The sequence below is a fragment of the Halorientalis persicus genome, from assembly GCF_900110215.1.
Lineage (GTDB): Archaea > Halobacteriota > Halobacteria > Halobacteriales > Haloarculaceae > Halorientalis > Halorientalis persica.
This window is the reverse complement of record NZ_FOCX01000014.1, coordinates 82,489-95,029: the sequence shown is the minus strand read 5'-3', so window position 1 is coordinate 95,029 and position 12,541 is coordinate 82,489. Positions and strand designations below refer to the sequence as shown.

Annotated in this window: 13 protein-coding genes; 7 read left to right on the top strand and 6 right to left on the bottom strand. The window is 66.5% G+C overall.

What is annotated here, in order from left to right:
* Positions 1-295 (top strand): transposase (locus BMX17_RS15230; RefSeq protein WP_139203544.1); only part of this gene is annotated, 295 nt, incomplete at its 5' end.
* A 198-nt stretch (positions 296-493) separates the two neighbouring features.
* Here BMX17_RS15230 and BMX17_RS15225 read toward each other — a convergent pair.
* The 4 genes from BMX17_RS15225 to truA form a co-directional block, all read right to left on the bottom strand.
* Positions 494-1,888: a sensor histidine kinase gene (locus BMX17_RS15225; RefSeq protein ID WP_092661592.1), complete on the bottom strand. Its 1,395-nt coding sequence runs from the start codon at positions 1,886-1,888 to the stop codon at positions 494-496.
* 77 nt (positions 1,889-1,965) lie between these two features.
* The gene (gene pan2, locus BMX17_RS15220; RefSeq protein WP_092661590.1) at positions 1,966-3,186 is read right to left on the bottom strand and encodes a proteasome-activating nucleotidase Pan2; all 1,221 of its coding nucleotides are present in this window, start codon (positions 3,184-3,186) and stop codon (positions 1,966-1,968) included.
* A gap of 102 nt (positions 3,187-3,288) precedes the next feature.
* On the bottom strand, positions 3,289-5,079 hold the full coding sequence (gene pepF / locus BMX17_RS15215) for an oligoendopeptidase F (RefSeq protein ID WP_092661588.1): 1,791 nt from the start codon (positions 5,077-5,079) through the stop codon (positions 3,289-3,291).
* A gap of 48 nt (positions 5,080-5,127) precedes the next feature.
* Positions 5,128-5,949, bottom strand: coding sequence for a tRNA pseudouridine(38-40) synthase TruA (gene truA, locus BMX17_RS15210; RefSeq protein ID WP_092661586.1), 822 nt, complete (start codon positions 5,947-5,949; stop codon positions 5,128-5,130).
* Positions 5,950-6,055: 106 nt separating this feature from the next.
* Here truA and BMX17_RS15205 point away from each other — a divergent pair, with 106 nt between their 5' ends.
* The 4 genes from BMX17_RS15205 (at position 6,056) to BMX17_RS15190 (ending at position 9,870) form a co-directional block, all read left to right on the top strand.
* Positions 6,056-6,481: a universal stress protein gene (locus BMX17_RS15205; protein ID WP_092661584.1), complete on the top strand. Its 426-nt coding sequence runs from the start codon at positions 6,056-6,058 to the stop codon at positions 6,479-6,481.
* Between the two features lie 174 nt (positions 6,482-6,655).
* Positions 6,656-7,447, top strand: a complete 792-nt coding sequence (locus BMX17_RS15200) for a hypothetical protein (protein ID WP_092661582.1) — start codon at positions 6,656-6,658, stop codon at positions 7,445-7,447.
* Positions 7,448-7,631: 184 nt separating this feature from the next.
* The gene (locus BMX17_RS15195) at positions 7,632-8,702 is read left to right on the top strand and encodes a helix-turn-helix transcriptional regulator (protein WP_139203543.1); all 1,071 of its coding nucleotides are present in this window, start codon (positions 7,632-7,634) and stop codon (positions 8,700-8,702) included.
* On the top strand, positions 8,695-9,870 hold the full coding sequence (locus tag BMX17_RS15190) for a hypothetical protein (RefSeq protein WP_092661578.1): 1,176 nt from the start codon (positions 8,695-8,697) through the stop codon (positions 9,868-9,870). Before BMX17_RS15195 ends, BMX17_RS15190 begins: the two co-directional genes overlap by 8 nt.
* Here BMX17_RS15190 and hisS read toward each other — a convergent pair.
* Both hisS and BMX17_RS15180 read right to left on the bottom strand, forming a co-directional pair.
* Positions 9,867-11,168, bottom strand: a complete 1,302-nt coding sequence (hisS, locus tag BMX17_RS15185; protein ID WP_092661576.1) for a histidine--tRNA ligase — start codon at positions 11,166-11,168, stop codon at positions 9,867-9,869. The two genes, BMX17_RS15190 and hisS, sit on opposite strands and share 4 nt — an antisense overlap.
* Positions 11,169-11,206: 38 nt before the next feature.
* Entirely contained in the window at positions 11,207-11,683 is a 477-nt protein-coding gene (locus BMX17_RS15180) for a hypothetical protein (RefSeq protein WP_092661574.1), read from the bottom strand.
* A gap of 115 nt (positions 11,684-11,798) precedes the next feature.
* Here BMX17_RS15180 and BMX17_RS15175 point away from each other — a divergent pair, with 115 nt between their 5' ends.
* Positions 11,799-12,083 (top strand): type II toxin-antitoxin system HicB family antitoxin, encoded by a 285-nt coding sequence (locus tag BMX17_RS15175; protein ID WP_092661572.1) that lies wholly within the window; start codon positions 11,799-11,801, stop codon positions 12,081-12,083.
* On the top strand, positions 12,080-12,538 hold the full coding sequence (locus BMX17_RS15170) for a type II toxin-antitoxin system VapC family toxin (RefSeq protein ID WP_092661570.1): 459 nt from the start codon (positions 12,080-12,082) through the stop codon (positions 12,536-12,538). The genes BMX17_RS15175 and BMX17_RS15170 overlap by 4 nt, the downstream gene beginning before the upstream one ends.
* The last annotated feature ends 3 nt before the right edge of the window (positions 12,539-12,541 follow it).

Here is a 12,541-nt window from a genome sequence, read left to right as displayed (position 1 = left end):
CAAGGAGTCGCTGACCGTCTATACGGACGGATTTCGGGCCTACGATCCGCTCGAAGAAGACGACGCTTTCACCCGCAAATACGTCGTCCACAGTGACGGAGAATACGCTGACGGCGACATCCACGTCAACACCTGCGAGAGCCACGCGTCGCTGACGCGACGGTGGCTCTCGCCCCACCGAGGAGTGTCAAAAGACAAGCTAACGCCGTATCTCAAAGCCTTTCAGCTCCGCCGCGAACTCTACAGAAAACCAGGTGACGAAGCACTCAAATATGCTCTCGACGCCGTCCTCTAAAAATCAACAACGTGCTTCACAAGAGCGTTGTCGATATCTGTGCGGACAGGTAGTTCGTTGTACCGGGTGCGAACGAAGTGAGCACCCGGCTTTTTCGCCCACGTTTTTGCCGCGAGTGGTGCGTGAAGCGCACCCGAGCGGGAAAAAGGTGGTCGTGGAGATCTGCGCGGAGCGGTAGCGCGTTGCAGTCCGGCTGTTCTACTGTTCCGACGTGGCCAGCGGGAGCGAGACGGTGACGGTGTTGCCGTCGTCGTCGGTCTCGAAGCTGATGGTGCCGTTCGAGAGGTCGATGACCCAGTAGACGAGCCAGAGTCCGAGGCCGCTGGTGTGGGTGACGCCGTCTATCGCCTGTTCGCCGGTCAGGACACGGTACTCGTAGTCGGGGATCTGGGGACAGGTGTCTTCGATCTCGACGACGGCGCGGCCGTCGACCTGCACCGCGGTGACCCGTATCCAGGCCGGCGCTTCGTCGGCGTGTTTCGCGGCGTTGCCGAGCAGTTCCCGGATCGCGGTGCCGATCTCGCCGATCGCACAGACCGCCAGCGACTGTGGGAGGTCGGTCTCGATTTCGGCGTCGGGGTAGTGGTTCTCGACCGCCGCCACGGCGTCTTCGATGGCGGTCGTCACGTCGATTCGACACGGTGTGACGGGTTCGGTGAGCAACTCGATGGTCCGGCGCTGTTTCTCGGCTTTGTGTAGCAGTTCCTGGGCGGTTCGGTGGATCACCTCGGCGTGGGCCGGCGGGTCGTCCTCGGGGTGTTCGGACACGTACTCGGCGTGGCCGATGACGGTGTTGAGGTCGTTCCGAAGGTTGTGTCGGAGGATCGTGTCGATCACGCGTAACTGTCGCTCGCGGCGTTGGCGGTCGGTCACGTCGCGCGTGAAGCCGACGATCCGGACGACCTCGCCCGCCTCGAAGATCGGTTCGGCCTGGACCCAGACCCAGCGGCTGTAGTCCTGCCGGGGGTTGACGCGGTACTCCATGTCGACCGACTCACCGGCCGAGAGACGGGCCATCGCGTCGCGGACCGTCGGGCGGTCCTCGGGGTGAATCGCGTCGAGGAAGCGTTGGGGGTCCGCCCGGACGCCCTCGGCCGGCTGGCCGTAGACCCGTTCGTAGGCGGCGTTGAGAAAGAGAACGTCCGACCAGTCGGCCGAGAACATCCACAGCACGTCGTCGGCTTTGGCGGCGAGTTCTTCGAGCCGGTCGGCTGTCTCGTCGCGCTCGCGCTCGGCCCGGACGCGCTCGGTGATGTCCCGGGAGCTGACGATGTACCCAGTTTCCGGGTCGGTGAGTTCGGCGATCCGACTCTCGATCCACAGATACGATCCGTCGCTGCTCCGGTGGCGGTACTCGATCGTCCCGCGGTCCTCCCGTCCCGCGACGACCCGTTCGAACCGCGAGCGGACCCGCTCGCGGTCGTCGGGGTGGATGTACTCGAAGGCGTTCTCCCCCAGCAATTCCTCGGGGTCGAACCCCAGAATATCCGCTGTCGCCTGGTTCAGATAGCGGAAGGTCCCCTCTTCGTCGAGGACGACGATCTTGTCCCGGGCGTGTTCGAGCAACGCCTCGGCCCGGCCGGGCCACTCCATCACTTAAATCAGGTCGCCGACGATAAAAAGGGTGATGGCCGATCTCACACCGATCTCACGTGAAAAAATACCGGCGTTCAGTAGAATGCGATGGGCCCCGTCTCGGTACTCTCCTCGTCGGTGACCTTCTCCCGGGCGTCCTCGAAGTCCTCCATGCGGACCTCGGTGCGGCCGTCGCGGATGGCGAACATCCCGGCCTCGGTGGTGAGGCTGGCGAGTTCGGCACCGCTGAAGCCCTCGGTCTCTGCGGCGATGGCCGCCAGGTCGAGTTCCTCGGCGAGGTTGAGGTCCTTCGTGTGGATCTCCAGGATGCGCTCGCGACCCTCGGTGTCGGGTTCGGGCACTTCGATGAGCCGATCGAAGCGACCGGGGCGAAGGATGGCGCGATCGAGCATATCGAAGCGGTTGGTGGCGGCGATGATGCGGATCTCACCACGGTCCTCGAAGCCGTCCATCTCCGAGAGGAGTTGCATCATCGTCCGCTGGACCTCGGCGTCGCCGGAGGTCTTCGATTCGGTCCGCTTGGCCGCGATGGCGTCGATCTCGTCGATGAAGATGATGGCCGGTTCGCGTTCGGAGGCGAGCTCGAACAGATCCCGGACCAGCCGCGCGCCCTCGCCGATGAACTTCCGGACGAGTTCGGAGCCGGCCATCTTGATGAAGGTCGCGTCGGTCTCGTTGGCGACCGCTTTCGCCAGCATCGTCTTCCCGGTGCCCGGCGGGCCGTGCAGGAGGACGCCGCTCGGCGGTTCGATGCCGACCTCGCGGAACTGCTCGGCGTCGACCAGCGGTTGCTCGACGGCCTCCCGGACTTCGCGGATCTGCTCGTCGAGGCCGCCGATGTCCTCGTACACCACGTCGGGGCTGTGATCGACCTGCATCGCCTGGGCGCGGGCGTCGGTCTCGGCGTCAAGCAGTGTCTGCACGGAGAACGAATCGTTGATGGCGACCCGGTCGCCCGCCTCCAGTTCCTCCTTGAGGTTCGGCGACACCTCCGTGAGGACTTCCTGGTTGTTGCCGTGCTGTTTGACGATGACACCCTCGTCGGTGACTTCCTCGGCCGTGGCGATGTACAGCGACGACGTTTTCAGCGTCTCGTTTTCCCGTTCCAGGCGGTCGACCTCGCCGCTGAGGTTGTCGCGCCGTTCCTGGGCCGAATCGAGTTGCGACGAAAGCTCGTCGTTGACCTGTTCCAGCTTGATAAAGTGCTCCCGCAACGCATCCAGCCGCTCTTCCGGAGACATCTCCGGATCGAGATCAAGGCGCGGCCGGTCCGGGAGCGACGGACTCCGGGACATCTGACTGTCGTTCCTAATGGGTGCTCGTAAAAGGGCCTTTGGGTCGCGGCCATCCTACTCCGCTGGGACCGGACCGGCCGGATCGACTCCGCTATCGGTCGGTCAGGTCAGCTCGGCGAACTCGTCGAGGTAGTCGTCGTAGACCGACAGGGCTGACTCGACCGGTTCGGGCGAGGCCATGTCGACGCCCGCGCCCCGGAGCAGTTCCAGCGGGTACTCCCGGGAGCCCTTCCGGAGGAAGTCGACGTACTGCTCGGCCGCCGGTTCCCCTTCATCGAGGATCCGGTCGACCAGCGCGACCGCCGCGGAGATGCCGGTCGCGTACTGGTAGACGTAGAAGGCCCGGTAGAAGTGGGGGATACGCATCCACTCGCGGGCGATCCGGTCGTCGAGTGCGGCCGGCTCGTAGTAGTCGCCTTTCAGGTCGCGGTAGAGTTCGTCCAGCCGATCAGGAGTGAGCGCCTCGCCCGCCTCCGAGAGCTCGTGCGCGCGGTGTTCGAACTCGGCGAACATGGTCTGGCGGTAGAGCGTCGAGCGGAACCGTTCGAGGTACTCGTTGAGGACGTGCCGGCGGAGCCGTTCGTCCTCGACGGTGTCGAGCAGGTGGTGGGTCAGCAGCGTCTCGTTGACCGTCGAGGCGACCTCGGCCACGAAGATCTCGTAGCCCGAGTAGACGTATGGCTGTTCCTCGCTGGTGAGCTGGGTATGGAGGGAGTGGCCCAGTTCGTGGGCCAGCGTGTACATCGAGGACACGTCGTCCTGGTAGTTCAGCAGGATGTACGGCTGGGAGTCGTAGGTGCCGCCGCTGTAGGCCCCCGATTGCTTGCCGTCGGTCTCGTACACGTCGACCCACCGGGAGTCGAGACCTTCGGCCAGCCGGGACTGGTACTCATCACCCAGCGGCGCGACGGCCTCGGTGACGTACTCACGGGCCTCCTCGTAGGTCACATCCGGGCTCTCGCCCTCGACCATCGGGACGTAGAGGTCCCACATCCGCAACTCCTCGGCCCCGATCGCGTCGCGCTTCAGCTCGGCGTGGCGGTGGAGCTTGTCGAGATTGGCCCGGACGGTGTCGACGAGGTTGTCGTACACGTCGACGGGGATGTTGGGGCCGTCGAGGGCGGCCTCGCGGGCGGTATCGTAGTTGCGCGCGTTCGCCAGTTTGCTGTCGGTCTTGACGCTGTTCTTGTAGGCGGTTCCGACCGCGTTTCGCACCGTCTCCCACTCGTCGTAGAACTGCTCGTACACCTCTTGTCGAAATTCGCGGTCGGGATTTTTCTGGAGCGTCGTGAAGTTGTTGAGCGTGATCCGTTCCGTTTCGCCCTCGGGTGTCTCTACTGCGGGAAACGTCATGTCCGCGTTGGCGAGCGTGTTGTACACCTCGCCGGGTGCGCCCGTGACCTCGCCGAGTTCGGCCAGCAGGTTCTCGATCTCGGCCGACCGGGTATGGTCTTTCATCCGCAACACGTCGTCGAAGTAGTGGCCGTACTCCTCGAGATCCGATTGGTCCTCGATCATCGCCTCGATGTCCTCGCGGTCGAGGTCCTGCAGTTCGGGTTCGATGAACGAGGCGGCGCTCTGTGCCTCCGAGGACAGCGACTGGGCCCGTGCGAGCAGGGCCTGATAGTGGCTGTCGGTCGTGTCCTCGTCGCGGCGCATCCGCGCGTACGACGTGACGTTCGAGACGGTCCGCATGATCTCCTCGCGGAGTTCGAGTACGTCGAGCAACGTTTCGGCGTCCTCGGTCACCCGCCCCTCGTAGGCCTCCAGATCCGTGAGCCGCTCCTGTACGTCCTCGAAGGCGCTTTCCCACGCCTCGTCGTCGGCGTAGAGCGCCGCCAGATCCCACTTGTGTTCCTCGTCGATGTCGCTTCGTTCGGGAACCGAACTCATTGCCACTGGTACGGGTGGGTGCGAAGTAAGCCTTTATACGGCGGCCGTTCAGTTCGCGTCCCCGTCGACGCCGGCGATCAGATCCTCGGCCACGCGCGCTCTCGTCGCGTGCCTGACGCGGCGCTCCCGGAAAATCTCGCGAGCGCTCGCCGCGGCCTCGGGGTCGCGCTCGAACGCCAGGTCGGGGTAGGTCACGTCGGTCAGCACCAGCGGCTCGGCGGGTGCGGCTGGGACGCCCGCCGGTCCGGGCAACGGCTCCGGGGCCAGAACGCGGTCGACGGCCCCGAGGTCGCGCTCGCCGCGGGCGATCTCGTCAACCAGGGCGACCAGTCGGCGGACGAGCTGGCGGGCGAACCCGCTGGCCCGGACCCGTACCACGAGATAGTCACCGTCCCGACGGATCGCCCCATCCAGGTCTCGCACCGTACCGTCGGCGTCGGGCGTCAGGTTGTGGAAGTCGTGTTCGCCACGGAGCGCGTCGAGCGCGGCCGTCGCGCGCTCGCCGTCGACGGACCCGGTGGGAGCGTGGAGGTGGTAGTCGTATTCGCGACTCGTCGCGTCGTGGGTGGCGTGGAACGCGGGCGGTGCGTCGGCGGCGGCCCACACCCGCACGTCCGGCGGGAGTTCGCTGTCGAACGCCCGTGGCGTCAGCCAGTCGGGCGCGTCGAAGGCCACGGTTTGTGCGATGGCCGACACGCCGGCGTCGGTCCGGCCCGCGGCCGCGTAGCCGGGCGGTGGGTCGGTCCCGCCGTCCAGTACGTCCAGATCGCTGAGCGCCGCCAGTAGCGTGTCCGAGACGGTCGGCACGTCGGGCTGGCGCTGGAACCCGTGGAACCGCCGCCCGTCGTACGCGACCCGGTACGCGCGCATGGATCGTAGCTGTTCGGCGAGCGCGATGAGCGTTTCGACGGTGACCGACGGCCGCCCGACCCAACCGGTCCCGCGAACTAAGTAGTGGGCGCTGGTAACTGGAGATATGTATCACGTGTTACTCGCGACGGAGGACGAACCCGCGCCGCTCGTCGAGACCGTCACCGACCTCCCCGCCGATCCCGAGGAAATCGAGGTCACCGTCCTCAACGTCTTCGAACAGTTCGAGGTTCGCGACGAGGCCGAAGCTGTCTCCTCCGAGGCCATCTACGACGAAGACGACGTACCCGAGAGCGTCACGGCGGCCGTCGAGGCGCTCGAAGCAGCCGGTGTGACTGCGCGGGTCCGTCACGAGCACGGCGATCCCGCGACAGTCATCCTCGAGACCGCTGCCGAACTCGGCGTGGACGCCATCGCTGTCCACGGCCGGAAACGGTCCCCCATCGGCAAAGCCCTGTTCGGCAGCGTCACGCAGGCTGTCCTCCTCGACGCCGAGCAACCGGTCTTCGTCGCGACCGATGCTGACGATTGACTCTCGAAACCTCTATTTTAAACCTTCGACCGTTCAACACCGACGTTTGAGAGATCGAACTCTAACCGCGCGACTGCAACGGTATGAAACTCGGTGCAAGTGACGACAATCCGCCGGGATACACCACCAGGGCCACCCCTTTATACGACCCTCCCGCCACAAGCTGGGGATGCAATGCGCCTGAACACCCGAACTGGTTCGCTGCTGCTGGCGCTCGCGGTGGTCCTCACCGCGACGCTGCCGGCAGCGGCGGCCGTGAGCACGGACGCGAACAGTGTCGAGAACGAGACGGACGGCGAGGCCGAGGCCGGAGCCGGTGCCGAGATCGCGGTGACGGCGTCCGGTAGCGCCGACGCGGACGGCGGGGCCAACGGCTCGGCGGCCGTGGCCGTCGACGCTTCGGCCAGCGCGTCGGGCAACGGTGATGCCCGCGCGGACCGCGGCGAGGCCGCCGCCGAGGGCGCTGCCGACGTGAGCACCGAGGGCCAGGTCGAGTTGCCCTTCGGGATCGTGATCGACCTGCCGTTCGACGGTGAGGCCGAGGCAGACACGGATGCGAATGCGAGCGCGGACGCCGATGCCGACAGCGACGAGGGCTTCGTCGCGACCGTCCTGAGCCTGTTCGCCAGCGAGAACGCCGAGGCCAACGCCCAGGGCGACGAGAACGCCAACGCGGCGGGCAACGCCCAGGCCGATCTGGAAGCTAACGCCGACGTGAGCGCCGACGTCGAGGCGGACGCGAACGCGAGCGCCGCCATCGACGACGCCCGCGAGGACGCACGCGACGACGTGAGCGAGGAACTCGAGGAGTTCGACAACGAGACCAGCCAGGAGATCGCCGACGCCAACGAGGACTCCTCCGAGGCGCTCGAGGAACTTGACGAGGAATCCAGTGACGAGATGGCCGACGCCAATGACGAACTGAGCGAGGAGGTCGACGATCTCCAGGACGAACTCGAGAACTAACGGCGCTCCCCCCACGCGAGCACCCGAACCCAACCCCACTCCACCCCACACGGGACCCACCCGAACCCCACTCATATGTTCCGCCCTGACACGCCCGCTGTCGCTTTTCCTGCCCCGGGGTCCCGTCCGCGGCTCGCACCCGAAGATAGATTACGATCACTCGACCTATCCCCCAACAGACGGAATGCAACGAGTGTCCCGGTTGCTGCTGGTCGGCGTGGCCCTCGTCGCCGCCTGCTGGCTCTGTGCCGGCCCGGTGGCGGCCCAGTCCGCCGGTGCGGACAACGAGTCGCTGTCGCCCGACAGCACGCTCATCCGGATCGACGCCGGTGCCGACGGGACCGCCGCCTGGGAGATCCAGTACCAGTTCTACCTGACCGAACCCGGCGAGCCGGAGGCGTTCACCTCCTACCGCCAGGACATCGAGGCGAACCGCTCGACCTACGTCGAGGCGTTCGCCGCCGACATCCGCCCGTCGGTCCGGCAGGCCGAGAACGAGACCGGGCGCGAGATGGCACTCTCGAACGTCACGGTGACGGTTCGCCGCCAGCGCCTCGCCCAGTCGACCGGCATCGTCACCTACCGGTTCGCCTGGTCCGGGTTCGTCGGCGGCAACGCCTCGACACTCCGGATCGGCGACGCCATCAGCGGCTTCTATCTGGGCCCGGACACGCGACTCACCGTCGCCTGGCCCGACGGCTACCGCCTCGACCGGGTGACGCCCGAGCCGACCGAGACCAGGAGCAACCGCGTCGCCTGGGCGGGCGAACTCGGCTTCGGTTCGACGGCTCCCCGAATCGTCGCGAGCGAGAGCCCCGACTCCGGCCCCGAGACTGCCAGCGGCTTCCCGTTCCTGACGGCCGGCGTCGCCGTTCTGGTCCTCGCCGCACTCGGAGCCGCCGGCGCGCTGTACGTCCGGCGTCGACCGGACGACGGGCCCGACGGACCCGGCGACGGTGCGACCGTGGCCGAGTCGACGGGCGGATCGACGGCCGGGACGGCGGCCGCATCCGACGGCGACGACGGGGCCGGAGACGGACCGTCGGCGGATCTGCTCAGCGACGACGAGCGCGCGCTGTCGGCCATTCGCGACCACGGCGGTCGGATCAAACAGCAGGAACTGGCCGACGCCTGCGACTGGGGCGACTCGAAGACCAGCCGCGTCGTCTCCCGGCTCCGGGACGACGACGAGATCGAAGTGTTCCGCCTCGGCCGCGAGAACGTCGTCACACTCCCGGAGGAAACCCATGACTGACACGCACCCACGACTCCCGAACCGCCTGCGCCCGCTCGCCGCCGCGGTACTGGTCGTCTGTCTCGTCGTCGGGGCCGCCGTCCCCGCGGCCGGCCTGCTGGCCGATTCCCCGACTGCAGACACGGCGGCCACCGACGGCGCGGCCAGCACCGCGACCGCAGAGAACGCGGCCAGTGCCGATGCGACCCAGACCGGCGGCAACGCGAGTAGCGCGAACGCGACGGCCTCGGCGGGAGCCCGGCTCGCGGGTGCCATCGGCACCCAGCAGTCGGCGGTGGCGGGAGAACTCGAAACCCGAACGCTGGTCGTCAGGCTCGGCCGCGCCGACTCCCCCGAGGAGCGGGCCGCAGTGCTGGCGATGCTGGAAGCACGCGCCGACGCCCGCCTCGACTCGCTCCGTGAGCGCCGCGAACGCCTCCGGGCAGCGGCCGACAACCGCTCCGTCTCGGCCGGCGCGTACGCTTACCTCGCGGCCACCGTCTCCGTCGAGGCGGCCGTGAACCGGCGGCTGGCCGACCGCGGCGAACGCGCCACAGCGGACCTTTCGGCGGCCGTCACGGCCGAGTACGGACTCTCGACCGAGCGGTTCCGAGCGCTGGCCAACCGCTCGGACTCGGTGACGGCCGACCTCCACAGTGACCTCCGGGCGCTCGGTCGGTCCGCGGTCGCCGACGAGATCGACGCCGACGACGACCTCGACGCCGAGGACATCCTCCAGGGCCTCAACGAGACCGTCGGTCCGACCAACCGGACCGACTGGCCGTTCGACGAGAACGACTCGACGCTGGGCGACGCGCTCGACGAACTGGGTGCGGACAACGAATCACTGGGATTCGGCGACGTGATCGCCGACGACTCGAACGACGCCGACGGCCCACTCGAGGAGAACCCCACCGACGGGCGTGATTCCGGCGAGAACGATACCGACGGGAGTGACGCCGACGACGGGCTACTCGACGACGGCACCCTCGACGGGAACGTCTCCGACGCGGACGGCCTGATCGACGGGACGGACGATGGGACGGACGACGGGCTACTCGACGACGGTACCGAGACACCGACCGACGAACCGACCGGCGACGACGGACTCTTCGGCGACGATACGACGCCGGCCGAGAAAGAGACGGCAGGCGAGACGACGGACGACGGCGGGCTGTTCGACGGCTAGAAGTCGTCGAAGGTCGGTCGGTCGTGGTCGCCCGGGAACTCGGCGAGGGGAACCTGTTGCTGGTCGCCCGATCTCATGTCCTTGACCGTCACGGCGTCGTCTTCGAGGTCCTGTTCGCCGACGATGACGACCGTCTCGGCGTCCACCGAGTCGGCGTAGTCGAGCTGGCCGCCGAAACTCCGGTCCGAGAGGTCGGTCTCGACGACGTGGCCGCGCTCGCGCAACTCGCGGGTGATCTCGGCCGCCACCTCGCGGGTGTCACCGACCTGCAGCACGTAGTAGTCGGTCGTGAACCCTTCGTCGGGCCAGACGCCCGCCCGCTGGAGGAGGAGTGAGAGCGGCGCGAGACCGGGCGCGACCCCCACGGCGGGTGTCGGCTGGCCGCCGAAGCTCTCGATGAGGTCGTCGTAACGCCCGCCGCCGAACACCGACCTGGAGACCTCTCCGGTGGCGTCGAAACACTCGAAGACGACGCCGGTGTAGTAGTCCAGTCCGCGAGCGGTCTCCAGCGAGAGCGTGCAGTACTCCCGCGCGCCGAAGTCCTCGGCCACGTCCAGCACGTTCTGGAGGTTGGTGACCGCCGCCTCGACCCGGTCGGTCCCGGCGAACTCGATCAGTTCGTCCAAGCTCTCCTCGTCGGTGTCGAGCAGGGCGTCGAACTCGGCGGCCTGATCGTAGGAGAGGCCGGCCTCGTAGAGCAGGTCGTGGTATTCGTCGTCGTCGATCTTTTCGGATTTGTCGACCGCGCGGATCGCCTCGCGGGTGTCCACGTCGGCGTCGAACGCCTCCAGCAGGCCCCCGAGGATGTCCCGATGGGAGACGCGGAACTCGAACTCCTCCGTCGTGAGCCCGAGGTTCGTCATCGCGTCGGCCGCGAAGGCCAGCACTTCGGCGTCCGCTTCCGGCTCGGCCGAGCCGAAGATGTCGACGTTGGTCTGGTAGAACTCGCGGAACCGACCCTGCTGGACCTGTTCGTACCGCCAGAACGGCCGCGTCGAGACCCACTTGATGGGCTTGGAGAGTTCCTGTTGTTTGGCGACGACCATCCGCGCGACCGTCGGCGTCAACTCGGGGGTGAGCGACACCTCCCGGTCGCCCTTGTCCTCGAAGGCGTACAGTTCCTCGACGATCTCCTCGCCGCTCTTGTCCACGTACATCTCGGTGCGTTCCATTGCCGGGGTCCCGATCTCGCGGAAGCCGTACCGCTTGGCCGTGGCCTCCAGCGTGTCGATGACCTCTCGCCGGGGCCCCATCTCCGCGGGGTAGAAATCGCGAAAGCCCTTCAGGCCGTCGTACATATGCTCCGCTTTGCCCACCGCGCGCTTGAATCTGTCCGTTACCGGCGGTCGGACGTTTCGAGACTCACGTCCGTCGTATTGGCCTCGTCGGTCCCGTTCATGACAGTCCCGTTCGGGGTTCTCGATATCGTGACCGGATGACTCGGAGAAACGTGGACCTCCTGCGGGCCGTCGACGACGACCCGGACTCCCCCCGAGGTCGGGTCAGTCCTCGTCTCGGTCACGACCGTCCCGTCGACTGCGACCGACAGCAACAGGTAGTAGTTGTAGTCAGTGACCGAGAACACCTCTTCCGCCTGGCTGGATTCGCCGGGGCCGAGGGACTCGGTGACTGGACCCTCGAATTTGTAACACTCACCCGTCTCCTCGGATTTCGTACACTCGACAGCGACCCGATGGTTGGATTCGTCCTCGTTTCGGAGCACTAGGTCCTCGTCTTCGGGCGTCGGCAGAATACACCCGGCCAGCGACGCGGCCCCGGCGATGCCCCCCAGTACAGTCCGGCGATTGACCATAGGACCCCTGCCCGACGGGCTGGAATATGTCTTCTGGTCAACCTGTCTCTCGAAGTCCCACCACCCGCGTTCAGCGAAGCAAGACCTATTTCGCTGGAGCGACGACTGTCGCCTGATGAGTACCGGAACGAACGACCCAGCGAGTACGGACATCTCGCTGACCTACGAGGACGGGTCGTGGGTCGCGACTGACGAAGACCGCGGTGTCTCTCGACGGGCCGAAACACGCCGGAAGGCACTGGCGGCACTGGACCGGGCCATCGCCGATAATCAAGAATTGGCGACCGGTGCAGAAGACCCGTTCCTGCAAGCTCCAACGTTCGCGAGCGGGCGAGGGGACGGTTCTGAATCCATCGACGCGACGATTGCAGACGAGGCCGAAACTGATCCCGACGAATGAGCGGTCCGGGAGCGACACCCTTGTTCGTCGACACTGGCGCACTGTACGCCAGGTTTGATACTGACGACCAACACCACGACGACGCAGTCTACGTGTTCGAGAACATCGTGGCTGGAGATCTCGTCTATCGACCGCTCTACGTCAGTACGTTTGTGCTATCGGAACTCGCGACGTTGGTCCTCCACAACAGCGGTCCTGAACAGGTCCCAGCCGTCCTGAACAGTGTGTACGATTCTTCGCTTTTTACTGTCGTTCACCCGGACGAATCCACGCTTGAAGCTGCACGAAAGGCAACTGATCGTTACGCCGATCAGGAAATCACACTGGTCGATCACTTGACCGGCGTGCTCGCCGAAAACCGTAGCGTCGAACGCATTTTCGGATTCGACAGCGATTTCAGAACGCTCGGATTCGCGCTCGTACCGGCTGACACCGGTGATCTAGTCGAATCCTGAGAA

Excerpts from the sequence above, each read along its gene's own strand:
- BMX17_RS15225 (WP_092661592.1), bottom strand. The coding sequence starts at position 1,888 with ATGGAGTGGCCCGGCCGGGCCGAGGCGTTGCTCGAACACGCCCGGGAC.
- pan2 (WP_092661590.1), bottom strand. The coding sequence starts at position 3,186 with ATGTCCCGGAGTCCGTCGCTCCCGGACCGGCCGCGCCTTGATCTCGAT.
- pepF (WP_092661588.1), bottom strand. The coding sequence starts at position 5,079 with ATGAGTTCGGTTCCCGAACGAAGCGACATCGACGAGGAACACAAGTGG.
- truA (WP_092661586.1), bottom strand. The coding sequence starts at position 5,949 with ATGCGCGCGTACCGGGTCGCGTACGACGGGCGGCGGTTCCACGGGTTC.
- BMX17_RS15205 (WP_092661584.1), top strand. The coding sequence starts at position 6,056 with ATGTATCACGTGTTACTCGCGACGGAGGACGAACCCGCGCCGCTCGTC.
- BMX17_RS15200 (WP_092661582.1), top strand. The coding sequence starts at position 6,656 with ATGCGCCTGAACACCCGAACTGGTTCGCTGCTGCTGGCGCTCGCGGTG.
- BMX17_RS15195 (WP_139203543.1), top strand. The coding sequence starts at position 7,632 with ATGCAACGAGTGTCCCGGTTGCTGCTGGTCGGCGTGGCCCTCGTCGCC.
- BMX17_RS15190 (WP_092661578.1), top strand. The coding sequence starts at position 8,695 with ATGACTGACACGCACCCACGACTCCCGAACCGCCTGCGCCCGCTCGCC.
- hisS (WP_092661576.1), bottom strand. The coding sequence starts at position 11,168 with ATGTACGACGGCCTGAAGGGCTTTCGCGATTTCTACCCCGCGGAGATG.
- BMX17_RS15180 (WP_092661574.1), bottom strand. The coding sequence starts at position 11,683 with ATGGTCAATCGCCGGACTGTACTGGGGGGCATCGCCGGGGCCGCGTCG.
- BMX17_RS15175 (WP_092661572.1), top strand. The coding sequence starts at position 11,799 with ATGAGTACCGGAACGAACGACCCAGCGAGTACGGACATCTCGCTGACC.
- BMX17_RS15170 (WP_092661570.1), top strand. The coding sequence starts at position 12,080 with ATGAGCGGTCCGGGAGCGACACCCTTGTTCGTCGACACTGGCGCACTG.